The sequence below is a fragment of the Stutzerimonas stutzeri genome (assembly GCF_002890895.1).
GTDB classification, from domain to species: domain Bacteria; phylum Pseudomonadota; class Gammaproteobacteria; order Pseudomonadales; family Pseudomonadaceae; genus Stutzerimonas; species Stutzerimonas stutzeri_AB.
Genome location: NZ_POUL01000006.1, coordinates 283,260 through 306,514, shown reverse-complemented (window position 1 = coordinate 306,514; position 23,255 = coordinate 283,260). Strand labels below are relative to the sequence as shown.

At 62.3% G+C, this 23,255-nt stretch carries 27 protein-coding genes, 1 pseudogene and 1 riboswitch; of the genes and pseudogenes, 19 read left to right on the top strand and 9 right to left on the bottom strand.

The features are described 5' to 3' along the window. From CXK96_RS20995 to CXK96_RS14015, 4 genes and pseudogenes are all read left to right on the top strand, one after another. A pseudogene (locus CXK96_RS20995) lies at positions 1 to 108 on the top strand (IS110 family transposase); the annotation flags it as partial. A gap of 104 nt (positions 109 to 212) precedes the next feature. Then, positions 213 to 1,538 carry a DEAD/DEAH box helicase gene (locus tag CXK96_RS14025; protein WP_102837051.1) on the top strand — a complete coding sequence of 442 codons (1,326 nt, stop codon included), beginning with the start codon at positions 213 to 215 and terminating at the stop codon, positions 1,536 to 1,538. A gap of 174 nt (positions 1,539 to 1,712) precedes the next feature. After that, on the top strand, positions 1,713 to 2,423 hold the full coding sequence (locus CXK96_RS14020; RefSeq protein ID WP_102837050.1) for an AzlC family ABC transporter permease: 711 nt from the start codon (positions 1,713 to 1,715) through the stop codon (positions 2,421 to 2,423). Next, a complete protein-coding gene (locus CXK96_RS14015) occupies positions 2,420 to 2,731 on the top strand; it encodes an AzlD family protein (RefSeq protein WP_102837049.1) in 312 nt (103 codons plus the stop codon). Before CXK96_RS14020 ends, CXK96_RS14015 begins: the two co-directional genes overlap by 4 nt. A gap of 15 nt (positions 2,732 to 2,746) precedes the next feature. Here CXK96_RS14015 and CXK96_RS14010 read toward each other — a convergent pair whose 3' ends face one another. The 3 genes from CXK96_RS14010 to CXK96_RS14000 form a co-directional block, all read right to left on the bottom strand. Continuing rightward, complete coding sequence (locus CXK96_RS14010; protein WP_102837048.1) at positions 2,747 to 3,988, bottom strand: TIGR03862 family flavoprotein; 1,242 nt, start codon at positions 3,986 to 3,988, stop codon at positions 2,747 to 2,749. A 135-nt stretch (positions 3,989 to 4,123) separates the two neighbouring features. Continuing rightward, positions 4,124 to 5,122 (bottom strand): YrzE family protein, encoded by a 999-nt coding sequence (locus CXK96_RS14005; protein ID WP_102837047.1) that lies wholly within the window; start codon positions 5,120 to 5,122, stop codon positions 4,124 to 4,126. A 138-nt stretch (positions 5,123 to 5,260) separates the two neighbouring features. After that, positions 5,261 to 6,181, bottom strand: a complete 921-nt coding sequence (locus CXK96_RS14000) for a histone deacetylase family protein (protein WP_102837046.1) — start codon at positions 6,179 to 6,181, stop codon at positions 5,261 to 5,263. Between the two features lie 79 nt (positions 6,182 to 6,260). Between CXK96_RS14000 and CXK96_RS13995 the strand changes: the two genes are divergently transcribed. From CXK96_RS13995 to CXK96_RS13985, 3 genes are all read left to right on the top strand, one after another. After that, the gene (locus tag CXK96_RS13995) at positions 6,261 to 6,824 is read left to right on the top strand and encodes a GNAT family N-acetyltransferase (RefSeq protein WP_102837045.1); all 564 of its coding nucleotides are present in this window, start codon (positions 6,261 to 6,263) and stop codon (positions 6,822 to 6,824) included. Between the two features lie 83 nt (positions 6,825 to 6,907). Next, complete coding sequence (tesB, locus tag CXK96_RS13990; protein ID WP_102837044.1) at positions 6,908 to 7,777, top strand: acyl-CoA thioesterase II; 870 nt, start codon at positions 6,908 to 6,910, stop codon at positions 7,775 to 7,777. Then, entirely contained in the window at positions 7,774 to 8,367 is a 594-nt protein-coding gene (locus tag CXK96_RS13985) for an HAD family hydrolase (RefSeq protein ID WP_102837043.1), read from the top strand. The genes tesB and CXK96_RS13985 overlap by 4 nt, the downstream gene beginning before the upstream one ends. Before the next feature lie 132 nt (positions 8,368 to 8,499). On the opposite strand, the gene trxA is transcribed toward CXK96_RS13985, so the two are convergent. The 4 genes from trxA to CXK96_RS13965 form a co-directional block, all read right to left on the bottom strand. Beyond that, complete coding sequence (trxA, locus tag CXK96_RS13980; RefSeq protein WP_102837042.1) at positions 8,500 to 9,369, bottom strand: thioredoxin; 870 nt, start codon at positions 9,367 to 9,369, stop codon at positions 8,500 to 8,502. 90 nt (positions 9,370 to 9,459) lie between these two features. Continuing rightward, positions 9,460 to 9,990, bottom strand: a complete 531-nt coding sequence (thpR, locus tag CXK96_RS13975) for an RNA 2',3'-cyclic phosphodiesterase (RefSeq protein ID WP_102837041.1) — start codon at positions 9,988 to 9,990, stop codon at positions 9,460 to 9,462. A 31-nt stretch (positions 9,991 to 10,021) separates the two neighbouring features. Further along, on the bottom strand, positions 10,022 to 10,699 hold the full coding sequence (locus CXK96_RS13970) for a class I SAM-dependent methyltransferase (protein ID WP_102837040.1): 678 nt from the start codon (positions 10,697 to 10,699) through the stop codon (positions 10,022 to 10,024). Next, entirely contained in the window at positions 10,696 to 11,136 is a 441-nt protein-coding gene (locus CXK96_RS13965) for a YbaY family lipoprotein (RefSeq protein WP_102837039.1), read from the bottom strand. The genes CXK96_RS13970 and CXK96_RS13965 overlap by 4 nt, the downstream gene beginning before the upstream one ends. A 102-nt stretch (positions 11,137 to 11,238) precedes the next feature. On the opposite strand from CXK96_RS13965, the gene nrdR reads away from it, so the two are divergent. Both nrdR and ribD read left to right on the top strand, forming a co-directional pair. Next, positions 11,239 to 11,706: a transcriptional regulator NrdR gene (nrdR, locus tag CXK96_RS13960; RefSeq protein WP_045424280.1), complete on the top strand. Its 468-nt coding sequence runs from the start codon at positions 11,239 to 11,241 to the stop codon at positions 11,704 to 11,706. Beyond that, on the top strand, positions 11,703 to 12,812 hold the full coding sequence (gene ribD / locus CXK96_RS13955) for a bifunctional diaminohydroxyphosphoribosylaminopyrimidine deaminase/5-amino-6-(5-phosphoribosylamino)uracil reductase RibD (RefSeq protein ID WP_102837038.1): 1,110 nt from the start codon (positions 11,703 to 11,705) through the stop codon (positions 12,810 to 12,812). Before nrdR ends, ribD begins: the two co-directional genes overlap by 4 nt. Before the next feature lie 48 nt (positions 12,813 to 12,860). Here ribD and CXK96_RS13950 read toward each other — a convergent pair whose 3' ends face one another. Beyond that, on the bottom strand, positions 12,861 to 13,610 hold the full coding sequence (locus CXK96_RS13950; protein WP_102837037.1) for a hypothetical protein: 750 nt from the start codon (positions 13,608 to 13,610) through the stop codon (positions 12,861 to 12,863). 355 nt (positions 13,611 to 13,965) lie between these two features. Next, a riboswitch (FMN riboswitch) is annotated at positions 13,966 to 14,110 on the top strand. 119 nt (positions 14,111 to 14,229) lie between these two features. On the opposite strand from CXK96_RS13950, the gene CXK96_RS13945 reads away from it, so the two are divergent. From CXK96_RS13945 to CXK96_RS13900, 10 genes are all read left to right on the top strand, one after another. Further along, positions 14,230 to 14,898: a riboflavin synthase gene (locus tag CXK96_RS13945; protein ID WP_102837036.1), complete on the top strand. Its 669-nt coding sequence runs from the start codon at positions 14,230 to 14,232 to the stop codon at positions 14,896 to 14,898. Positions 14,899 to 14,920: 22 nt separating this feature from the next. Next, positions 14,921 to 16,000 (top strand): bifunctional 3,4-dihydroxy-2-butanone-4-phosphate synthase/GTP cyclohydrolase II, encoded by a 1,080-nt coding sequence (gene ribBA / locus CXK96_RS13940; protein ID WP_102837068.1) that lies wholly within the window; start codon positions 14,921 to 14,923, stop codon positions 15,998 to 16,000. A gap of 64 nt (positions 16,001 to 16,064) precedes the next feature. Then, the gene (ribE, locus tag CXK96_RS13935) at positions 16,065 to 16,541 is read left to right on the top strand and encodes a 6,7-dimethyl-8-ribityllumazine synthase (protein WP_019340068.1); all 477 of its coding nucleotides are present in this window, start codon (positions 16,065 to 16,067) and stop codon (positions 16,539 to 16,541) included. Beyond that, positions 16,538 to 17,023, top strand: coding sequence for a transcription antitermination factor NusB (gene nusB, locus CXK96_RS13930; protein WP_102837035.1), 486 nt, complete (start codon positions 16,538 to 16,540; stop codon positions 17,021 to 17,023). Before ribE ends, nusB begins: the two co-directional genes overlap by 4 nt. A gap of 12 nt (positions 17,024 to 17,035) precedes the next feature. After that, a complete protein-coding gene (thiL, locus tag CXK96_RS13925) occupies positions 17,036 to 17,995 on the top strand; it encodes a thiamine-phosphate kinase (protein ID WP_180981526.1) in 960 nt (319 codons plus the stop codon). Positions 17,996 to 18,031: 36 nt separating this feature from the next. After that, positions 18,032 to 18,532 (top strand): phosphatidylglycerophosphatase A family protein, encoded by a 501-nt coding sequence (locus CXK96_RS13920; RefSeq protein ID WP_102837033.1) that lies wholly within the window; start codon positions 18,032 to 18,034, stop codon positions 18,530 to 18,532. Positions 18,533 to 18,626: 94 nt separating this feature from the next. Next, the gene (locus CXK96_RS13915; RefSeq protein WP_102837032.1) at positions 18,627 to 19,274 is read left to right on the top strand and encodes a retropepsin-like aspartic protease family protein; all 648 of its coding nucleotides are present in this window, start codon (positions 18,627 to 18,629) and stop codon (positions 19,272 to 19,274) included. A gap of 120 nt (positions 19,275 to 19,394) precedes the next feature. Then, positions 19,395 to 20,012, top strand: coding sequence for a GTP cyclohydrolase II (gene ribA, locus CXK96_RS13910; protein ID WP_102837031.1), 618 nt, complete (start codon positions 19,395 to 19,397; stop codon positions 20,010 to 20,012). Next, a complete protein-coding gene (locus tag CXK96_RS13905) occupies positions 20,009 to 20,428 on the top strand; it encodes a hypothetical protein (RefSeq protein WP_102837030.1) in 420 nt (139 codons plus the stop codon). Before ribA ends, CXK96_RS13905 begins: the two co-directional genes overlap by 4 nt. Then, positions 20,428 to 21,228: a cobalamin-binding protein gene (locus tag CXK96_RS13900; protein WP_102837029.1), complete on the top strand. Its 801-nt coding sequence runs from the start codon at positions 20,428 to 20,430 to the stop codon at positions 21,226 to 21,228. Before CXK96_RS13905 ends, CXK96_RS13900 begins: the two co-directional genes overlap by 1 nt. A 60-nt stretch (positions 21,229 to 21,288) precedes the next feature. Here the strand turns inward: CXK96_RS13900 and CXK96_RS13895 are convergent, their stop codons facing one another. Beyond that, the gene (locus CXK96_RS13895; RefSeq protein WP_256061610.1) at positions 21,289 to 23,202 is read right to left on the bottom strand and encodes a TonB-dependent receptor; all 1,914 of its coding nucleotides are present in this window, start codon (positions 23,200 to 23,202) and stop codon (positions 21,289 to 21,291) included. Positions 23,203 to 23,255: the final 53 nt, after the last annotated feature.

Genomic DNA, 23,255 nt, shown 5'->3' with positions numbered 1-23,255 from the left:
TCCGGAAAACAAATCGTCTGTGCAGCGATGCGCAAGCTGCTGCACATCGCCTATGGGGTACTTAAATCGGGCCAGCGTTTCGACCCTCAACTGGCCCTTGCTCGGTAATGGGGAAGACGGTATCTACGCTTGGCTTCGAGCTTCGAGCTTCGAGCTTCCAGCTTGCTTTCGAGTAGACTGCGCAGCCTGTTTTCGTCTTCCCGGTTACCGTCATGACCTTCGCCTCTTTGGGCCTGATCGATCAGCTGCTACGCACCCTCGAATCGCTTGATTACACCCAGCCGACGCCCGTCCAGGCCAAGGCGATTCCGGCCGTGCTCAAGGGCCGCGACCTGATGGCCGCGGCGCAGACCGGCACCGGCAAGACTGCGGGTTTCGCCTTGCCGCTGCTGCAGCGGCTGCTCCATGAAGGCCCGCAGGTGACCAGCAATTCGGTCCGGGCGTTGGTGCTGGTGCCGACTCGGGAGCTTGCGGAGCAGGTGCACGAGTCCTTCAAGACTTACGGGCAGGACCTTCCGCTGCGCACCTATGCGGTCTACGGCGGCGTCAGCATCAACCCGCAGATGATGGCCTTGCGCAAGGGCATCGACGTGCTGGTGGCAACGCCTGGTCGGCTGCTCGATCTGTACCGGCAGAATGCCGTGAAGTTCAGCCAGGTGCAGGCGCTGGTGCTGGACGAGGCCGACCGCATGCTCGACCTCGGCTTCTCCGAAGAGCTCGAAGCGCTGTTCAGTGCGCTGCCGAAAAAGCACCAGACGCTGCTGTTTTCCGCGACCTTTTCCGATGCGATCCGGCAGATGGCGCAGAAGCTGTTGCGCGACCCGCTGTCCATCGAGGTCAGCCCGCGGAATGCCGCCGCCAAGACGGTCAAACAGTGGCTGGTGCCCGTCGACAAGAAGCGCAAGTCTGAGTTGTTTCTGCATCTGCTGGCGGAAAAGCGCTGGGGCCAGGTACTGGTGTTCGTCAAAACACGCAAGGGCGTCGACCAGCTGGTGGAGGAGCTGCAGGCCGAAGGCATCGCCAGTGACGCGATCCACGGGGACAAGCCGCAGGCGTCGCGGCTGCGCGCATTGGAGCGCTTCAAAGCCGGTGAGGTACAGGTGTTGGTGGCAACCGATGTGGCTGCACGCGGCCTGGACATCCATGACCTGCCGCAGGTGGTCAATTTCGACCTGCCCATCGTCGCCGAGGATTACGTGCACCGCATCGGCCGCACCGGGCGGGCGGGCGCCACGGGCGAAGCTGTATCGCTGGTGGCTGCTGACGAAGTCGATCAGCTGGCGGCCATCGAAACCCTGATCCAGCAGGTTCTGCCGCGCCACGACGAGCCGGGCTTCGTCCCGGATCATCGGGTGCCGACGACCCAGCCGGGCGGGCAGATCATCAAGAAACCGAAAAAACCAAAGAAACCCAAGGAGGGTGCCGGCAAGGGCCGCATCCACCTGGGCAACTGGTTCGATGAAAGCGAGAAGCCCAACGCCAAGCCGATCCGCAAGGTGCCGAGCCTGGGCGGCTCGAAACCGGCGAAAAAACGCTAGTCGGCATATGCCCTGACGCGCTGTGGTTGCCTCGCCACCATTGAGTAGCAGAAGCATCCGAATGAAACGCTGGTCAACGCGGCTGTCATATCGACAACGCCGAGCATCGCTGGAACCCGTCAGCGGCTCGGGGCTTTCCGTGAATCATCCTGACAGACAGTTGAGAGGTCTCTTGTGGCAAACGCGGAAGCGGAGCTGTACTCGCTTGGCCGAGCTGACGTATGGGCTGGCTTCAAGCAGCTGACGCCGATTTCGCTGTTCGTCGTGGTGTTCGGACTGGCCTTTGGTCTGGCCGCGACACAGGCCGGGCTAGACGACTATTCGATCCTGATGATGAGCGCGCTGGTATTCGCCGGGGCTTCGCAGTTCGCCTCGTTGGAGCTCTGGGGCACCCATGTTCCGGTCGCTCCGCTGGTGGTCACGGTGTTTGCCGTCAATGCGCGACATCTGTTGATGGGCGCGACGCTGTATCCCTATCTGCGCCATTTGCCGCCGGCGAAGCGCTATGCCGTGATGTTGGTCGTCTCGGATGCCAACTGGGCGATGTCCATGCAAGCCTTCAATCTTGGCAAGCCGGGGCTTGGCATCCTCTTCGGCGGTGGCTTGGCGCTCTGGACGTTCTGGGTGCTGGGCACCTGGTTGGGGCTTTATTTCGGCAGTGCCATCCATGATCCGGTCAGTTGGGGACTGGACATGGTCATGGGCTGTTTCCTGCTGGCGATGGTCGTCGGCGGCAAGAAGGATCTGCGGATGACCGTGATCTGGATCGTCGCCGGCGGGACGTCGATGTTGGCGTACTGGTACCTGCCCGCCAACAGCCATGTGGTAGTCGGAGCGCTGGCCGGTGGCCTGTTGGGCGCGCTGTGGATGGAGAAGTCGAAGTGACGCTGCAGACGGCGGGATCCGGAGCGCTGGTCATCATTCTGATCATGGCGGTGGTCACCCTGGTGACCCGTTGGGGCGGAGTGTTTGCCATGTCGTTCGTGCCCATCAGCCGGCGAACGGAGCAATTCATCAGTGCTATGTCCGGCTCGGTGCTGGTGGCCCTGCTGACGCCGATGGCAGTCAACGGGGATAACGGCGCGCGACTGGCCTTTCTGGCCACCGCGGTGACGATGCTCCTGGTCAAGAAGCCGCTGCCGGCGATCACGGCCGGGATCGTCGCCGTGGCGCTGTTCAGGCATCTGGCTTAAGCGAATGCCATCCGGTCAGGGCTTGGTCGAGCCATCAATCCCCAGCCAGCGCAGCATACCCACCGCAGCTGCTCGACCACTGGCAAAACAGGCGGTCAGCAGATAGCCACCGGTGGGCGCTTCCCAGTCGAGCATCTCACCGGCGCAGAACACGCCGGGCGCCTGGCGCAGCATCAGGCCCTCGTCCAGTGCTTCGAACGGCACGCCGCCGGCACTGCTGATGGCTTCGTCCAACGGACGCGTGCGCAGCAACCTGATCGGCAGCGCCTTGATCGCGGCTGCCAACTGCTGCGGATCATCGAAGGCCTCGGCGGGCGCGAGCTCGCGCAACAGCCCCGCCTTGACGCCATCAAGGCCGAGCTGACGCTTGAGGTGCTTGGCCATCGATTGCGAACCGCGCGGCTTGGCCAGCGAGCGAAGGATACGCTCCGGTGCATGGTCGGGCAGCAGGTCCAGCGTGACGGTAGCGCTGCCGTTCTGCTCGATTGCCTGGCGGATCTCGGCGGACAGCGCGTAGACCAGACTGCCTTCGATTCCTTTGGCCGTAACGACGAACTCACCCTTGCGCGGGGCGCCACCGGTAAGTGCGAGGCTTACCGTTTTCAGCGGCGCGCCGGCAAATTTATCCAGCAGATGCTGGCTCCAGGCTTCCACCTCGAAGCCACAGTTTGCGGGGCGCAGTGAAGCAATCGAGATACCGCGCTGTTCCAGCAGTGCAACCCAGGCGCCGTCGGAACCCAGGCGAGCCCAGCTGCCGCCACCCAAAGCAAGCAGCACGGCGTCCGCGCGGACGCTTAGGTCGCCATCCGCGCTGTGCAGCTTGAGCCTGCCGTCAGCGTGCCAGCCCAGCCAGCGGTGACGCGTATGAATCTGTACGCCGGCGTCACGCAGGCGGCGCAGCCAGGCACGCAGCAGCGGTGCAGCTTTCATGTCCGTGGGAAACACACGCCCTGAGGTGCCGACGAAGGTGTCGATGCCAAGCCCGTGAATCCACTCGCGCAGCTGCTCGGGTGTGAACGCCTCCAGTTGAGGACGAAGCGCCGTTGCGCGTTCGCGATAGCGCGCGACGAAAGGCTCGAAAGGCTCGGAATGGGTGATGTTCATTCCGCCGACGCCGGCCAGCAGAAACTTGCGGCCGACCGAGGGCATGGCGTCATACAGGTCGACGGCAATGCCTGCCTGACTCAGCACTTCGGCCGCCATCAACCCGGCGGGGCCGCCGCCGATAATGGCGACGCGAGATTCTGGTGTGCGCATTGAATAACGTGGCCGTGGTTCGGAGGCGGCCATTCTAGCGGTTCGCGATGGGAAGTCTGCAGCGAGGGAGGAGAGAGTGGGGCGGGTTACGGAGTTGAAGAAGCCCCGGCGCTGGGAGCGCCGGGGTGTAGCGGGTTAAACCGCGTCGGACTGTTTTGGCTGACGGCGGAAGCCGAACATGCCGGCGAAACCAGCCACAACGGCGTTGATCAACAGGGTGATCAACAGCGCCCAGCTCGCTTGGGAAACACGCTTGGCAGCCTGCTCGGCAGCTTCACGGGCTTTCATCTCGGCCTGAGCGCGCAGTTCTTGGAACTTGATGTAGGCCTGCTGATACTGCTGCTCGATCTGGCTGACCATTTGCTCGGCTTGCTGCTCGCTCATGTTGCCGCGCTCTTGCATCAGGTTGACCAGCGCTTCGCGGTCGGCGGCGTTCAGCGTTTCCTCAGCCTTCTGCTGGATCTGTTCGATCAGCTGGGTCAGTTGCTCATCGGCCTGCTGCGGTTGCTGTTGAGCCTGTTCGACGCGGGTTTGCGCCTGCTGCTGAACCGCTTCGGCGTCCTGTTCCAGATTCTGTGGCGCCAGCTGCGGCTTGCCGGTCTGACGCAGCGCCTGCTTGATTTCGGCCTGGATGTCGCTGAGGTCAAGGTTGATATCCGCCTCTTTGACCTGCTGCTTGATCTCACCGCCAATCGCTGGCGCCACCGAGGCAATGCCGGAGCCGACTGCCTGCAGGCCCGAGCCGACCATGCTGGCCGTGCCCGATACGGCGGAACCGACCAGGCTGGCGATCAGATAGACTGTGACCAGTGTCGTCACTGCCCAGACCAGCAAGCCGTGCAGCATGCCGTGACGAGGCGCCATGCGACCCGCGACATAACCCCCTATGGCCAGCGACACGATGCCGGCGAGCACCATCCAGATAACGGCACCTTTTCCAAGGCCTGCAACAGGGTTGGCTTCGGTGGCCGGGTCGATGGTGGCTGTGCCAATGGCTGTACCCAGGAGGTGCAGCAGCAACGAAATGGCCAGAGCCAATGCGATGCCGGCGAACACGGCACTCCAGGATGCGTGGGGCCGGTAGCGAGTGCGAACGTTGCGATAGGCCGTGGTGTCGCGGTCAGTTTCGAGCATTGGAGCGTCCTCATTGTTATGTTTGCCAGTGCTTGAACAGCGGTCCAGACGTGCCGGGGCAGTTCATTCACACATAGAAGTGAGGGTTTCGCTGTCGATCGAAGTTCCGCACTGCGGTCTTCGGTGTGACCAGTGGTGTCAGCCTAAGCCGTGGCGCTGCCAGGCGTCGGCGGCGCTGATGTGCAGCTGCGCATGGCGCCGGGCAAGCAGCGCGCGGTCCTTGTCGTACCCGCCGCCAATCACGCCGACCACCGGAATGTCCCGACCCAGACAGTGTTCGATCACGGCGCTGTCGCGCATGGCCAGGCCTTCGTCACTGAGCGCGAGCAGGCCCAGCGCGTCGTCGCGGTGTACATCGACGCCGGCGTCATAGATGACCAGGTCCGGCTGATACAGCGGCAGCAGGTAGCTGAGCGTATCGTCGACGACTTTCAGGTAGTCGGCATCGCCCAGGCCTGGCGCCAAACCGATGTCCCAGTCGCTGCGGGCCTTGCGCGTCGGGAAATTCTTATCGCAATGCAGCGACACGGTGACCGCGTCCGGCACCTGCTCGAGAATTCGTGCAGTGCCGTCGCCCTGATGCACATCACAGTCGAAGATCAGTACACGGCCGACGCGGCCGCTCTCCAGCAGCGAAAGGGCGATAATGGCCAGGTCGTTGAATATGCAGAACCCAGAGGCATGGTCGTAATGGGCATGGTGGGTGCCGCCCGCCAGGTGACAGGCCAGCCCGTGCTGCAACGCAAGGTCCGCGGCCAGCAGCGAGCCGCCGACCGCGCGTACGGTGCGCTGCGCCAGTTGCGGGCTCCATGGCAGGCCCAGGCGGCGCAGCTCTTCGCGGCTCATGTCGCCGCTGCAGTAGCGCTCGACATAACCACGGTCATGGGCGAGTGCCAGCCTATCGGGCGGGCAGAGTTCGGGACGTAACAGCGCTGCATCCGTGGTCAAACCGCAATCGACGAGGTGGTCGCGCAGCAGCCGGAACTTCTCCATGGGAAAGCGGTGCCCCGGCGGCAAGGCTGGGCTGTAATCGTCGTGAAAAACCAGCGGCAGAGACATCGAATCGGGCCCATTGAGGTCAACAGCGAGTATGCAGAGCCGCCACCGAAATCTTCAAGGAAACAGCACGGACGAACCGATGGAACGTATTGAACTGGAAACACCGCGTTTGCGCCTGCGCGCCTGGCATGATGCCGATCTCGATTATCTGCATGAGTTGTGCAGCGATCCGCTGGTGATGCGCTATTTCCCCAAGCTGCTCTCACGCGATGAATGCGCTGCGGTGATGGCGCGCAGCCGGATGCACTTCGCGCGATTCGGCTTCGGTTTCTGGGCGCTGGAGCTCAAGAGTGACGGCCGTTTCATCGGTATAGCCGGGCTGTCCTGGAGCCGTTTGCCGCTGCCGTTCTGCCCGGTTGTGGAAATCGGCTGGCGGCTCGCCCATGAGCATTGGGGGCAAGGCTTCGCCCGCGAAGCGGCGGAGGCGTCGCTGGCATGCGGTTTCGATCAGTTGCAGCTGCCGGAGGTGGTGGCTTACACGGCAGCAATCAATGAGCCTTCACTGGCGTTGATGCAGGCGCTTGGCATGAGGCACGAACCTGAGGATGACTTCGACCATCCGATGATTTCCGAGGGTGATCCCTTGCGCCCTCACGTGCTGTATCGAATGACGCAGGACAACTGGGCTGAACGGCGTCGATAAGCGCAAGCAGTGGAGCCGCTTCGGAGGAATCCGTAACATTGCGCGCCTGCCTCGTGCCTCGCATACATAAAGGAACTTACACCATGAGCGACACCCTAGACACGCTGGTCAACCTGCTGTCGCTGGAGCGTATCGAAGAAAACCTCTTCCGCGGTGCCAGCCAGGACCTGGGCTTTCCCCAGCTGTTCGGCGGCCAGGTGGTCGGTCAGGCGCTGTCCGCCGCCAGCCAGACGGTGGCGCCGGAGCGTCACGTGCATTCGATGCACGGTTACTTCCTGCGCCCTGGGGATTCGCATCATCCGGTGGTCTACGACGTCGACCGGGTGCGTGACGGTGGCAGTTTCACCACGCGCCGCGTGAGCGCGATCCAGAAAGGGCAGACCATCTTTACCTGCAGCGCCTCGTTCCAGGCCGACGAGACCGGGTTCGAGCATCAGTTGCCGATGCCTGACGTGGTCGGCCCCGAAGACCTGCTCAGCGAATGGGAGCTGTTGCACAAGCTGACACCACTGGTCCCGGCGCGCGTGGCGGAAAAGCTGCGCCGTCCAAAACCCATCGAGATCCGTCCGGTCACGCTGCAGGACCCCATCAATCCGCAGCCGATCGAGCCTGTTCGGCACATCTGGTTCCGCGCCGATGGCTCGCTACCGGACAACCCGGCCCTGCACAAGTACCTGGTCGCCTACGCCTCGGACTTCAGCTTTATCGGCACCGCCCTGCAGCCACACGGCGTCAGCTCCTGGAGCAAGTTTATCCAGCTGGCGAGCCTTGACCATGCCATCTGGTTCCACCGCGAAGTGCGCGCCGATGAATGGCTGCTGTACTCCATGGACAGCCCCTGGGCCGGCAACGCGCGTGGTTTCGCCCGCGGCAGTATCTTCAACCGCGCGGGTGAGCTGGTCGCTTCGGTGGCGCAGGAAGGCCTGATTCGCGTGCGTGAGGACTGGAAGTGAGCCTGGCCGATGCGCGGCACTGGGTGTTCGACATGGACGGCACCCTGACCCTTGCCGTGCATGACTTCCCGGCGATCAAGCGGGCGCTCGACATTCCCCAGGAAGACGACATCCTGCATCACCTGGCTGCGCTGCCGGCTGACGAAGCCGCCAGCAAGCGCGCCTGGCTGCTCGATCACGAGCGCGAGCTGGCTCATGCCGCGACACCCGCGCCAGGTGCTCGTGAGCTCCTGCATATGCTGCGTGAGCGGGGTTGCCGGCTTGGCGTGCTGACGCGCAACGCACACGAGTTGGCGCTGGTAACCCTGCAGGCGGTGGGCATGGGTGACTGCTTCGCCAGTGATGACATCCTCGGCCGTGACGAAGCACCACCGAAACCCGATCCGGGCGGCTTGCTGCACCTGGCGGACAAATGGAGCATCGAACCCAGCGAGCTGGTGATGGTGGGTGATTTCCGTTTCGACCTGGAATGCGCCAAGGCGGCAGGCGCGTGCGGCGTGCTGGTCAACCTGCCGGAGAACCCCTGGCCTGAGCTGACCGAGCTGCACGCCCGTGATTGCCTGGCGTTGCGCCAGTTACTCGAGGGCTAGCGGGCGAACTGTCATCCCCGGATCGGCATGCAACGTTATCGGGTAGCTCACGTTGTACCGATCCAGGGTGGTTCAGGCGGGACCCGCCGCATGGATGTCAGTGCAGCCCAGGGCTGGTCCCATTCGTAGATATCAATAAAGCGCCTGGTACAGCTTGCGGCGGTAGGTGGTGACCAGCGGATGGTCGCTTCCCAATAGGTCGAATACCTGCAGCAACGTCTTGTGCGGCAGGCCGTCCGCGTATCCGCGATTGCGCACGAACAACTTCAACAAACCGTCCAGCGCCGCTTCGTGCTGCTGGCGTGCCAGCTGCTGAATGGCCAGCTGGTAAGCCGCCTCGTCATCTTCGGCGTTCTGCGCCAGGCGGCTTTTCAGATCGGCCACTTCCGGCAGATCAGCGGCTTGGCGCAGAAAGGTCAGCTGCGCGCGGGCGCCGGCAAGTGCCTGCTTGTGCTCGTCGCCCTTGACCGCGTCGAGCACCAGTTCGGCTTCGCCAAGCTCGCCACGCTCGGCCAGGCAGCGCGCATAGAGAATCAGTGCTGCCGCGTTTTCGTTGTCTTCGGCCAGCAATTGCTTGAGCAGATTTTCCGCTTCGCTGATGCGCCCTTCGGCGAACAGCGCTTGGGCGGTTTCTAGCAGATCAGCTTCCGGCGCGCCTGGCGCCTGCACGTGTGGCTCGAGCATGGCGCGAATCGCCGATTCCGGCTGGGCACCGGCAAAGCCGTCGACCGGCTGACCGTCCTTGAACAGCACCACGGTAGGCAGGCTGCGTACGCCGAAACGCGCCACCACGTCCTGCTCGATATCGCAGTTGACCTTGGCCAGTACCAGTTCGCCCTGATACTCCTCGGTAATCTTCGCCAGCAGCGGCATCAGCGCTTTGCACGGCGCACACCACTCGGCCCAGAAGTCCACCAGCACCGGCTTGTGAAAGGAGTTTTCCAGCACCAGCTGCTCGAAATTGGCGCTGGTGACGTCAAAGATGTAGGGAGTCTGGCTCATTGAAATTCTCGGAATGGGCACATGCGAAGTAGGCGTGCATGTTAAGTGGGGGCGAGGCGATTCGGAAGCAAGGGTGCAGGTTGCAGATGCTCAGCCGCAGGGTGTAGCCAGCGGCCAGCTTGCCAGCTCGGTGTAATGAGCACCTTGTGTGGTGTTTTCTGAGAGGTAGAGCCCGAAGTGGTTCACGGCCCAACGGAAAGCCCGTGGCTCCACAGTGGGCAAGGCGTGAACCTGCCGCGACAGGGTGACATGCGGCAGGAACGGGCGAGAATCAAGCACGACACCGTGCGCGGACAGTCCGGCGTGCAATTGCCCGATGAGGTCAATCAAGGGCGAGGGGCTCAGGCTGGGCGTCAAACAGGCGAAATTCTTGCCGATCATCTGCAGCTGGTCGAGCTGCAGCAAGAAAGCGTCAACACGCAGGCTGTCCGCAAGCTGCTTCAAGCCATCCACCGCTGTTGCCGGTTGGTTACCGAGAAAAGCCAGAGTCATATGCAGGTTGGCCTGGGCGATAGGGCGACCGCCCAGCGCGTGACTGTCGCGCCAGTTGCAAATAGCATCCGCAAGGTCGGAAGGGCAGGACAGGGCGAAGAACAGGCGTAATGGTTTGTCGGTCTGCATGTGTCCTCCAGAGCAAAGCCTGCGCTGCGCTTCAGCACATTGCGACGGGCACAGCTTGGCGATGGGCGTGGTAGAGGCTGACTCGGCGAAACTCCGCCGGTTCGGCCAGATCCGGCCAGGTGCAGGCGTCGAGAATGTCCAGGCGCTCATACAGGGGGTGCTGAAAGTCCCGCACGCGGGAATCGGCGACCAGTGCCACCTGGCCGCGGCTGAGAAACTCATCGAGCAGGGGCAGGTTGGCCCGGTCATAGAGCACATCGGCGACGATGATCAGGTCGTAACGGTCAGCCTCGGTAAAAAAATCGTCCGAATAGTTGAGCTGCACACCGTTGAGCTCCGCGTTGGCGCGACACGCGGCCAGGGCCAGCGGGTCCAGATCACAGGCCACAACCTCTGCGGCGCCGGCCTTTGCTGCGGCAATGGCCGCGACACCTGACCCCGCACCGAAGTCCAGGACGCGCTTGCCTCGCACCCATTCCGGTCGCTCGGCCAGCCAGCGGGCCAGGACCAGGCCGCTGGCCCAACAGAAGCACCAATAGGGCGGCTCTTCGAGAATCCTCCGGGTTTCCTCGGGGCTGAAGGCGCGGTCCATGTTCAGCGCATCGATCAACCACAGTTTGATATCCGTGCCGGGCAATGACTCGATACTCAGCGAAGCATCGCCGAGCAGTTCTGCCAGTGCCTGTTGCAGCGCAGCGGGTGGCTTCATGGTGCTGGCACCAGATGCAACGGGCCGAGGGACTGGTTGGCCGAACTGCTGACTTGCACGGCGGGCAGGCGCATGATCAGTTGCCCAGACCGGGTCACGCGTCCGCGCAGTTCCACATCCCGGCCCTTGGGGAATTTCTCGGCATTGAACTTGAGAATGAACGGCAGCTCGGTTCCCCGGCCTTGCAGCCTCACATTGCTCAGCAGTCGGTCTGGCTGGTCACGACGGTTGACCTCCAGCAGCGCCAGCTCGACTTCACTGTCAGCGGGTACGCCGATCAGGCTGCCGTGCAATTCGTGCATCAAGGTGCTGGCCTCGGGCGGCTCTTCGAAGGTGACGGCCGCGGTAGGGCGCTGGGAACGCTCATTCGCACAACCAACCAGAACCAGCAGCAGAGCAGGTAGAACAAAGTGGCGTAACAGCACGAACGGCTCCATAACATGACGTAGATGCGCGCCTGTATAGCAACAATCCGCTCGATTTGTCTTGCTGGCGGGATGCGCTACCATGGCTCTCCCGACGTCTGACAGCTCTAGCCCATGCATTGTCCCTTCTGTGGTGCACATGACACCAAAGTCATCGACTCGCGCCTCGTGGCCGAAGGCGATCAGGTGCGCCGTCGCCGTGAGTGCCTCGCCTGCGGTGAGCGTTTCACCACCTTCGAGACCGCTGAGCTGGTCATGCCTCGGCTGATCAAACAGGACGGCAGCCGTCAGCCGTTCGACGAGGAAAAGCTCCGTGCGGGCATGCAGCGCGCGCTGGAAAAACGCCCGGTCAGTGTCGAGCGCCTCGAAGAAGCCATCGCTCATATCAAGCATCGCCTGCGTGCCACCGGCGAACGCGAAATCAAGTCGCGCGTGCTCGGCGAGCTGGTGATGGTCGAGCTGCAGAAACTCGATGAGGTCGCCTATATCCGCTTCGCGTCCGTCTACCGCCGCTTTCAGGACCTCAACGAGTTCCGTGAGGAAATCGAGCGCCTGTCCCGCGAACCCGCCAAAACCGAATGAGCGCCAACGATCACCTCTGGATGGCCCGTGCGCTGCAACTGGCGCGCAAGGGGCTCTATTCGACGCACCCTAATCCGCGGGTCGGCTGCGTCATCGTCAAGAGCGGTGAACTGGTGGGTGAAGGTTGGCACGTGCGTGCTGGCGAGCCGCATGCCGAAGTCCACGCCCTACGTCAGGCTGGCGAGCGCGCCGCTGGCGCAACCGCTTATGTCACCCTTGAGCCATGCAGCCACTACGGCCGCACACCGCCCTGCGCCGAGGCGCTGGTCAAGGCGGGGGTTGGCCGGGTAGTCGCAGCCATGCAGGACCCCAATCCACAGGTGGCCGGTCGTGGCCTGGAGCTGTTGCGCAGCTCGGGCATCGAGGTCGCCAGCGGCGTGCTGGAAAGCGAAGCGCGCGCGTTGAACCCTGGTTTCATCAAGCGCATGGAAACGGGGCTGCCTTACCTGCGGGCCAAGTTGGCGATGAGCCTGGATGGGCGCACCGCGATGGCCAGCGGCGAAAGCCAATGGATCACCGGGCCGGATGCACGCACCGAGGTACAGCGTTTGAGAGCGCAGTCGAGCGTGGTGCTCACCGGCGCCGACACGGTGCTGATGGACAGCGCTCGGCTGACTGTGCGTGCTGCCGAGCTGCGGTTGGATGACGAACTGTCCGCGCTGGCGATGCAACGGCAACCGCTGCGGGTTCTGGTCGACGGGCGACTACGTGTGCCGTTGGACGCGCCGTTCTTTTTGGCTGGACCCGCACTGGTCGTCAGCAATAGTGAGGATCAGGCCGCTCGTTATAAGTCGGCGGGCCATGAGTTGCTGGCGCTTCCCTGTGAGGCGGGGCGTGTCGATCTGCGTCGTCTGTTGCATGAACTGGCCAAGCGCGATGTCAACGAGGTGCTGCTCGAAGCCGGGCCGCGCTTGGCCGGCGCCTTTGCCGCGCTGGGCCTGATCGACGAATATCAAATATTCGTTGCCGCCAAGTTCCTTGGCTCCTCGGCGCGGCCGCTGCTCGATCTGCCGCTCGATCGCATGAGCGAGGCGCGCGAACTGCAGATCAAGGATATCCGGGCAGTTGGCGACGATTGGAAAATCACCGCCACCCCCAGCGTCTGATCAGGCGCTGGATAGCCGCCCGACCGACAGCACCGTTGCGCAGAACCCTCAGTTCACCGGCCTCAGCCCGTTATGGTCCAGCTTGGCCCGGCGTTTGTTCGCTCCCAGTAATGATCGCGCCAGCGCGCTTTCGTGATGCGGATTGCCGAAGTGAAACAGCGCCGTGGCGCGCAGCATGGAGGGATCGCATACGTCATTGGCATGCAGGCTGCGGTAGCCCGAGAACAGATACAGGTTGCCGGGCACCAGCTTCAGGCGGATCGGTTTCAGCCAGCCGCGCCGCACCGCAAAGGCGACCAGCTTCTGACTGACAGTGTTATGCAGCACGGCCTTTTCAATGACGTTGCGCAACGCGTTGAATCGGATATGCCGCGTATTGGGGAAGATGATCAGGTCGCCGCAGTGTTCGCCTTCAGTCGGAATGTACAGCGGTAGCAACGCGGTAACGGCCGTGGCGTCGAAGTGGTAGAAGTGCGATTGGCTGAGCCCACTGCGCCCTTGCAGACAGCGAATAACCGGAAAAACCTGCTCCTCAGTGGCCGGCTCTCGACCCGACTGAAGGCGATAAAGCTGCGCCATTCGGTCCTTGAATGGCGGTGAGAGCGCCAATCCCGCAAACATGGTGCCGCTCAGCTCTTCAATACCATGAATGCAGAAATACTCACCCTCGCGGGTGGCCGCTTGTTGCTTGATGAAGGCGCGGCCCAGTTCGAGTTGTTCGGGTGAGATGTAGTGCTCTATGACCGTGTAGCCCTTGCGGTCGATCTGGGCAGCATGTGCCTCAGCCGACGGTTCCATAGCCGTAACCTCTGACATACCCATCCCTCATGGCACATGTGAAGGTTCGGAGCGTTCGTCCTGATCGTGTCCTGGTCGGCGCGGAGGATCTGCAACTACGAGCGGATCCTGGCTCGGCGTGTCGGTACGAAGAATGCGGGCGTGACGTTCCTTCCTGATCGTCTTGTGTTGCACGGGTGCAGCTGGCGGCGTCGGCGCGCGAATAGACCGCTGCGACGCGTATGGACAAACAAACGCAACGGTAGTTGCGTAGATGTTTAAAAATGTTTCGCTGCCGCAGCGCCGGTCTGGCGGTCGTTTGTCGGCTGCAGAATCGACGCAACTGTGGTAAAAACTGCGCCGGGCCTGAAAGGGCCCACGTTCTCAGGGCGGGGTGAGATTCCCCACCGGCGGTAATGGCACAGTTCAGTGCCTAGCCCGCGAGCGCTTGCCCAGGCAAGGTCAGCAGACCCGGTGTGATTCCGGGGCCGACGGTATAGTCCGGATGAGAGAGAGCGGGATGCCTCGACGGGCGCCTTTCGTGCGCGCGTCCACTCCCTATCGATCTGCAGCGCCCTGTTTTATCCAAAACAGGAGTTCGTCATATGCATCGTTTCAACTGCCTTCCACGGGAGGCCGCATGTTCACAGGAATAATCGAATCCATCGGGACCATTGGTGCTATGACGCCGAAGGGCGGCGACGTTCGCGTGCTGGTCGAGACCGGCAAACTGGATCTGGGCGACGTCAAGCTCGGCGACAGTATTGCTGTCAATGGCGTCTGTCTGACCGCTGTTGAGCTGCCGGGCAACGGCTTCTGGGCCGATGTCAGCCGTGAGACGCTCGCGCGCACCGCCTTCGTTGATCTCAAGACCGGTAGCCGGGTGAATCTGGAGAAGGCCCTGACGCCGACCAGTCGCCTCGGCGGGCACCTGGTCAGCGGTCACGTCGATGGCGTGGGTGAGGTGGTTTCGCGTGAAGAGAATGCCCGCGCCGTGCAGTTCCGTATCCGCGCGCCACGCGAATTGGCCAAGTACATTGCGCTCAAGGGCTCGATCACCGTCGATGGCACCAGCCTGACGGTCAATTCGGTCAATGGCGCGGAGTTCGAACTCACCATTGTTCCGCACACCCTGGCCGAAACCATCATGGTCGACTACCGCCCCGGGCGGAAAGTGAATCTGGAAGTGGATCTGCTGGCGCGTTACCTGGAGCGCCTGCTGATGGGTGACAAGGCCGCCGAACCCAATGCCTCGGGCCTGACCGAAAGCTTCCTCGCCGAACACGGCTACCTGAACCCGGCTCGGTAAACGAATAGAAGGAATGGCCACCATGGCTCTGAACACCGCTGAAGAACTGATCGAAGATATTCGCGCCGGCAAGATGGTCATCCTCATGGATGACGAGGACCGGGAAAACGAGGGCGACATCATCATCGCCTCCGAATGCGTGACTGCCGAGCACATCAATTTCATGGCTCGTTTCGCCCGTGGCCTGATCTGCATGCCGATGACCCGCGAGCGCTGCGAAACCCTGCAGCTGCCGCTGATGGCGCCGCGCAACGGCTCCGGGTTTGGCACCAAATTCACCGTCTCCATCGAGGCGGCTGAGGGTGTCACCACCGGTATCTCTGCCGCTGACCGCGCACGCACCGTGCAGGCCGCGGTGGCAAGGAATGCCGTGGCCGAAGACATCGTCAGCCCCGGTCATATCTTCCCCCTGATGGCGCAACCGGGCGGCGTCCTGGCGCGTGCCGGGCATACGGAAGCGGCCTGTGACCTCGCGCGCATGGCCGGTTTCGAGGCGTCTGGCGTGATCTGCGAAATCATGAATGACGACGGCACCATGGCGCGTCGCCCAGAGCTCGAGCTTTTCGCTGAGCAGCACGGCCTGAAGATCGGCACCATCGCCGACCTGATCCACTACCGCATGATTCACGAGCGCACCGTCGAGCGGGTTTCCGAGCAGCCATTGGAAACCGAGCTGGGTCAGTTCACGCTGGTCACCTATCGCGACGACGTGGAAGACACGGTGCACATGGCGTTGACGCGCGGTGAGATTTCCCCGGAAGAGCCGACCCTTGTGCGCGTGCACAACATGGAGCCCCTGCGCGACCTGTTGCTGGTGACCGTGCCGGGGCGCTGGAGTCTGCGCGCGGCGATGAGCGAAGTGGCAAAAGCCGGCAGCGGCGTGGTGCTGCTGCTGGGCAATCCGCTGACCGGACCGCATTTGTTGGCCCAGCTCAACCGTCAGCAATCTCCGAGCCCGGCAACTTACAGCACCGTGGGTGCCGGATCTCAGATCCTCCGCGACCTCGGTGTTCGAAAGATGCGCTTGCTGAGCTCGCCGATGAAGTTCAATGCGATATCCGGCTTTGATCTGGAAGTTGTAGAATACCTGCCCGCCGAATAAACGATGTCAGGGCGCCGCGATGCAACGCGGCGCCTTCGTTCTTTAAAGAGATGAGAAACCACCTATGACACTGAAGACCATCGAAGGTACCTTCATCGCCCCGCAGGGCAAGTTCGCCCTGGTCGTCGGCCGCTTCAACAGCTTCGTTGTCGAGAGCCTGGTGAGTGGCGCAGTCGATGCGCTGGTGCGCCACGGCATCGCTGAAGACGCCATCACCATCATCCGCGCGCCGGGTGCCTTCGAGATTCCGCTGGTCGCACAGAAAGTTGCCCAGCAGGGCGAGTACGACGCGATCATCGCCCTCGGCGCGGTCATCCGTGGTGGCACCCCGCACTTCGAATACGTGGCTGGCGAATGCACCAAGGGCCTGTCGCAGGTTTCCATGGAATTCGGTGTGCCGGTCGCCTTCGGCGTGTTGACTGTCGATTCCATCGAACAGGCTATCGAGCGCTCCGGCACCAAAGCTGGCAACAAAGGCGCCGAAGCTGCCCTGTCCGCGCTTGAAATGGTGAGTCTGCTGGCGCAGCTGGAGGCCAAGTGAGCCTTAATCACGACGACAGTCAGGATGCTCCGCAGCCAAAGGCCAAGGGCAAGATCGCGACGCGCCGCGTCGCGCGTAGCCTGGCAATGCAGGCGCTGTACCAGTGGCACATGGCAGGCCAAAGTCTCAACGAAATCGAGGCGCAGTTTCGCGTCGACAACGATTTCTCCGGCGTCGATGGCAACTACTTCCATGAGCTGCTGACTGGCGTTGCGCGCGCGAAGACTGAAGTCGACGGCGCCATCGTGCCGCATCTCGATCGTCCGCTCGAAGAGCTCGATCCGGTAGAACTGGCCGTTCTGCGCCTGTCCACCTTTGAGCTGATGCATCGCGTCGACGTCCCGTACCGCGTGGTGATCAACGAGGGCATCGAGCTTGCCAAGGTGTTCGGCGCCACTGACGGGCACAAGTTCGTCAATGGTGTGCTGGACAAGCTGGCGCCCAGCCTGCGCAGTGCCGAGGTCAGCGCACACAAGCGCTGAGCCATCCGGCTGATGGGTGAGTTCGAGCTGATCCGCCACTACTTCGCCGCCGCCGCTTGTGCCAGGGCTGGCGGCGATGTCGCGTTGGGCATCGGCGATGACTGCGCGTTGCTGACGGTCCCGGTCGGCGAGCAGCTGACAGTTTCCACAGACACGCTGGTCGCTGGCGTGCATTTCTCCGATCCGTGCGATCCCTATCTGCTTGGTCAGCGTGCGTTGGCTGTATCGACCAGCGATCTCGCCGGGATGGGCGCGACGCCCATTGGTTTCACGCTGGCGCTGACGATTCCTTCCGTTGATCCCGACTGGCTGAGTGAGTTCGCCCGTGGTCTCGACACCATGGCTGCTGGCTGTGACATGCGCCTGATCGGCGGCGACACTACGCGCGGCCCGCTGAGCATGACGCTGACGGTCTTTGGGCGCGTACCGGTAGGTCAGGCGTTGTTGCGCAGCGGCGCGCAACCAGGCGATCTGCTGTGTGTTGGTGGAGCGCTTGGCGATGCGGCCGGGGCTTTGCCGGTGGTGCTCGGCGAGCGAGAAGCGAGCTCAGTCGAGGCTGCAGCGCTGCTAAGGCGCTACTGGTCGCCGCAACCGCAGCTCGCGCTCGGTCAGGCGCTGCGGGGCAAGGCAACCGCGGCGTTGGACATATCCGATGGCCTCTTGGCCGACTGCTCGCATATTGCCAACGCGTCCTCTGTTTCGCTGGTCGTCGAGCAAGCGAGGGTGCCGCTGTCGGATTCGCTGCTGCGTTTTGCCGGTGCCCAGCGGGCGCTGCAGTGCGGCTTGGCAGGAGGCGATGACTACGTTCTTGCGTTTACCTTGCCAGCTGATGCGTTTCCCATCATGCAGGCTGAAGGCTGGCCCATTCATGCGATCGGCCACGTGGCCGCAGGTGAGGGTGTTCGGTTGGTCGATGCAGAAGGGCATTTCGTGGACGTCAGCCATCAGGGCTACAACCACTTCACGAGCTGAGCCGTTGCTGCTCGATTAGAACAAGAGGACCACCGTTTGACCGATTCCCTGCAGCCTGTCGCCGAACCAATCCCTCATTCGGTGTGGAGCAATCCGTGGCATAACCTGGCCTTTGGTTTCGGCTCCGGCACGCTGCCCAAGGCACCCGGCACCTGGGGATCCCTTGTGGCGCTGGCGTTCGTGCCCCTGTGGCAGATGCTGCCGGCGTGGGGCTACGGCGCGCTAATCCTCGCCAGCATGCTGTTCGGCATCTGGTTATGTGGCAAGGTCGCCCAGGATCTGGGCGTGCATGACCACGAGGGCATTGTCTGGGACGAGTTTGCCGGTATCTGGATTACCTTCTGGCTAGTGCCGGCGGGCTGGTACTGGCTGCTGCTCGGTTTTGTCGTGTTCCGCCTGCTGGATATCCTCAAGCCCTGGCCGATCAGTTGGGTGGATCGTCAGGTGCATGGTGGGCTGGGCATCATGCTTGACGACATCCTCGCCGGCTTCGCCGCTTGCGGTGTGATGCATATTGCAGTGCGGTTGCTGGCCTGACCCGGCTTGGGCTCTGGCTGTGCATCGGATCGCTGTAAGGCCTGGATGCTCTATGAAAGAATGCGACCTGCCCAGATTCTAGGAGCCGCCGCTGATGCGCCCTGTTGCCCTGCTGTTCGCCGTTGGCCTTTCGCTCGTCTCGCTCGCTGTCACGGCCGCGCCCCGGGTGCAGGTTGTCGGCCTGTTTCCTGGCGCTGCGGTATTGAATGTCGATGGCCAGCGCAAGCTCGTACGGGTTGGCCAGGTGGGGCCGGGCGGTGTAGAGGTGGTCAGCGCAGATTCGAAAGGCGCCGTTCTGCGGGTAGATGGCAATGAGCGCAATTACGGGCTTTCCCGTGAGCTGAGTTCCGGGTTCGCCGAGCCTGATCGTCGCCAACTGAGCATCGCTCAGGGGCAGGGCGGTCACTACTGGATAGCCGGTTCGGTCAATGGACAGCCCGTGCAGTTTCTCGTCGATACCGGCGCCACCTCGGTGGCGATCAACGAAATCCAGGCGCGGCGCCTCGGTATCGACTATCGAGTTGACGGCCGGCAGATCGTCGTAGGCACGGCAAGCGGCACGGCGAAGGCCTGGCGGGTCAACCTCAACAGCGTGAAAGTCGGGGCGATCGACGTGCTCGGGGTCGAAGCCGTGGTGGTGGAAGGCAGCTCACCTACCGACGCCCTGCTTGGCATGAGCTTTCTCAGTCGCGTCAGCTGGCGCGAGGATCAAGGCGTCCTGAAGCTCGAATCCAAGATATAGGCGAGGCCCCTCGTGATAGAGCCTTGCCTATATCCACCGAGGTCTGCGGTATCTTCCGATACAGCTTGCCGCAGCACTGCTGTTACAATATCCGCTTTTCCGCCTTCTGGAGTTTCTCCGGTGTCAGTCGTGTTCGTCGCCGCTTCCCAACTGCCGACGCCGTTCGGTGTGTTCACCATGCATGGTTTTCTCGATCAGGACACTGGCAAGGAACATGTCGTACTGACCCTGGGCAATGTGGCCGACGGCAAGCCCGTTTTGGGTCGCCTGCATTCCGAGTGCCTCACCGGTGATGCCCTGTTCAGCCTGCGTTGCGATTGCGGGTTTCAACTAGAAGCTGCGCTGCGTGCGATCTCCGACGAGGGTCGTGGGGCGTTGTTGTATCTGCGTCAGGAAGGCCGCGGCATCGGCTTGCTGAACAAGATCCGCGCCTACGAGCTGCAGGATGCCGGCGCCGATACTGTCGAGGCCAACGAACGCCTGGGCTTTGCCCCGGACATGCGTGACTACGCCATCTGCCTGCCAATGCTCGAGCATCTGGGTATCGCCGAAATCAAGCTGATGACCAACAACCCACGCAAGGTAAAGGCGCTGCAAGGGTTCGGCATTCGTGTAGCCCAGCGCATGCCGCTGGAAATCGCACACAACCCGCATAACGAAAAGTACCTCGCTACCAAGGCCGGCAAGCTCGGTCACATGCTCGGCGAAATCCATCAGGGCGAAGCCGAGCAGTCGTGAATCGTGCTGCTGCCCGTCGCCAGCTGTCACGTGACGGCTGGCTGCAACTGCTGCTGGTAGTAGTGCCGGTGCTTGCTGCCAACCAGCTTCCCGAGCTGACTGGTAGCCACCAAGATTTCCTTGCGTTCCCGTTGTTCTTTATCGGCCTGGGCCTGTTGTTTCTCAGCTTGCCGCGCTTCACCGCGTACAAGCATGCCCTGATTAAAACCGAGCGAGCGTTCGACAGCGATGCCGAGCCCTCAGCGTGGTCCGCGTTGCGAAATGTTCGTCTACGCGCACTGCGGATTGCCGGGCTGCCGGCCTGGGTCGCTGCGGTTGGCGCACCGCTCGGGGTCGAGCCGGTGGCACAGCTGCTGCTGGTGTGCGGCAGCCTGATGCTGCTTGTTCTCTATCGCGTCCCACGTCAGCTCCAGTGATGCGTACGTTGCTGCTGTGCCTTGCGCTGGTGGTGTCGCCGCAATTGCCGGCCGTCGAGCGCGTAATCAGCCTGGCGCCCTCGCTCAGCGAGATCATGCTGGAGCTGGACGCCAGCGATCTTCTGGTCGGCGTTCTCGACGGTGGCGAACGGCCGGTGGCGCTGGCGGGGGTGCCCCCGGTCGGGCGTGTGGGACAGCTCGAAATGGAGAGCCTGCTCGAGCTGCAGCCAACCCTGGTGCTGCTCTGGCCAGACAGTATCAGCCGTGCGCAGCGCGACCAGCTCACTCAGTTTGGCATTCCGGTACTTGTCGCTCAGCCGACCTCCCTAGCGCAACTCGCCAACCAGTTTGCCGTGATCGGTCAACGCGTGGGGCGAAGCGAACAGGGGCAAGCACTCCAGCGCCAGTTCAATCAGGGTTTGGATCAGCTGCGTCAGCGCTATCGCCGTGAGCCCCCGCTGGACGTGTTCTACCAGATCTGGAATCGTCCGCTTTACACGCTCGGCGGTCCTCAGATCATTGGTGAAGCCATCGAAATCTGCGGTGGTCGCAACGTCTTCGCCGATCTGCAACTGCCCGCGCCGCAGGTCAGCGTGGAGTCCGTGCTGTCCCGTAACCCTGACGTAATCCTGGCTGGCAGCGGTGCTCAGCTGTCCGAATGGAGCGCCTGGCCCCAGCTGAAAGCAGTGCGTAAAGGGCAACTCTGGGAAGTGCCCGACAAGGGGTTGGAACGACCGAGCTTCCAGATGCTTGGGGCGATCGAGAAGCTCTGCGAGGTGATGGGGCAGGCGGTTTACTGACCGGGCGCAAGACGCTCGCACTCCACTGCGAACTGGACAGCCGGCCTTATCCCCCTGGGTTCAAAAGCGATAGCCCACACTTAGCTGAATATCTTCTTCTGGCGCTGGGTACAAAGCCTTGTTGCCTGCTTGCCAGCTGTTGTAAACGGCGTAGCTGTCGTAGCGCTTTCCAGTCAGGTTATTGATGCGAAGTTTGGCGTTGAGGTTTCGGTATTCGTACCGGATAGCGGCATTGAACAACGTATAACCACCCTCCTTTGGTAGCGCCAGGCCATCATCGCTGGCTAAGTAACGCGGGCCTGTATAGATGGCCTCAAGATATCCGTGAAGATTAGCAATGATCTGGTAGTCCAGATGCATGGCGGCACTGTGGCGTGATACCCAGGGGATTTCATTGCCCTTGTTGGCACCAGCACGCAGCTCCGTATCGGTAAAACTGTATTGGCCTCCGACGCGAAGTCGATCGGTCAGTTTACGCTCAGCCTCGAGCAGCAGGCCTTCGCGCCGAGTCTGGTCCAAGTTTACATTAGCGCCCCAGCCACCAAAGGCATAAGGCGCGTAGAGCAACTCATCGTCGAGATCGAGCCGGTAGAGGCTGGCCTGGTAGAGTTGGGTGGCGTCTTGCCAGGCGATTCCCGCTTCCCATGACTCGCCCGTCTGTGGTTTGAGAAATTCGATGCCAGGCTCGACGAGCGCGTTTTCGTTGACGTTGGCCCAGCGCAGAACTTCCTCGCGTTTAATGAATGCGTGAGTCTGGTCAGTCACCTGCCAGCTCAGCGCTACGCTCGAGCTGTCTTCGCTGTCGCTGCGCGTACGGCCGTTGTGTCTGTCATTCACTTCACTGATGCGATAGCCGAGGCTTAGAGTCAGGCGATCAGTTAGCGGTTGGTTGACTTGCGTGTACCAGTCTCGCTGCGTTTGCTCGGCGTCGCTGCTTAGCGTCGGGTAGAACGCATACGCTGCCTGGTAATCAGCCTTCAGGTAATCGAAGCCCAACAGCCACTCGCCGCGGCCTGACGTACTGTCCCAATTGGCGGTGAGGCGAGGGCTGATGGTTTCGACGCGGGTCCCTTCTGTGAACGGACTACCTGAAATCAGGCCCGCCCCATCGCTGTCTCTGATGCTGTAGTCCAGGTTCGCGGTCCAATGGCGACCTAATGCCTGTTCGCCCGCAAAGCGATGCACGTCCGTCTTGCTGTTGTTCCATTCGTTCGAGGTGCTTGCTCTGCGGTCGGCGCGGCGTTGCGCGATGGTGAGGCTGCGCGGGTAGAGCAGCTCATCGTCGATGTTCTGGTATTCGTACAGAAGCCAGCCGCTGTCATGGTCATAGCGGAGGCGTCCGAACAGGTCGCGGTAGCTGGCGTCGTTGTGGTCGCGATAGTTGTCCGTATTCCGGGTCTCGCCGCTGATATACGCCGAAATACCACCTCCGAATGACTGAGAAACATGGCCTCGGTATGCCTCCAGATCATGACTGCCTTGGGTGGTTTCGATATAGGCTTCGTTGCCGGACGGGCGTCGCGTAACGATGTTGACCACCCCACCGACAGCCTGGTCGCCGTATAGGACTGTTCCGGCGCCGCGCAAGATCTCGATCCGCTCGATGTTTGCAAGCGGTACGCTATTCAGGTCCGGGCCGCTGAGACTTGGATTGTTCAGCCTCCGGCCGTCGACCAGAACCAGCACGTTGTTCACCGCGTTGTCCCCGAAACCACGCAGGCTGATGGAGGCATGGTTGCCGTCACCGAGCGTGTCACGGATCTGGATACCAGCTTTCCCGTTCAGCACCTCTATCAGGCTACTGGCTGCACTCCGCTCGATTTCGTTCCTGTCGATCACTCGAGTGCTGGCCGGAGCAGGCTTTTCCAGGGCAGTCGCTCGGGTGATGACCATTGGAGGAGCTTGGTAAGGCTCCAGGGCGGCAGCAATGCTCGGCAGCAGCGCCACGGCCAAGGCAATAGGAGACAGTTTCATCAGGTTCGATCCTCAAAAGTTCAACGCTTTTGAGAAGGGCAGGAACAAGGGCG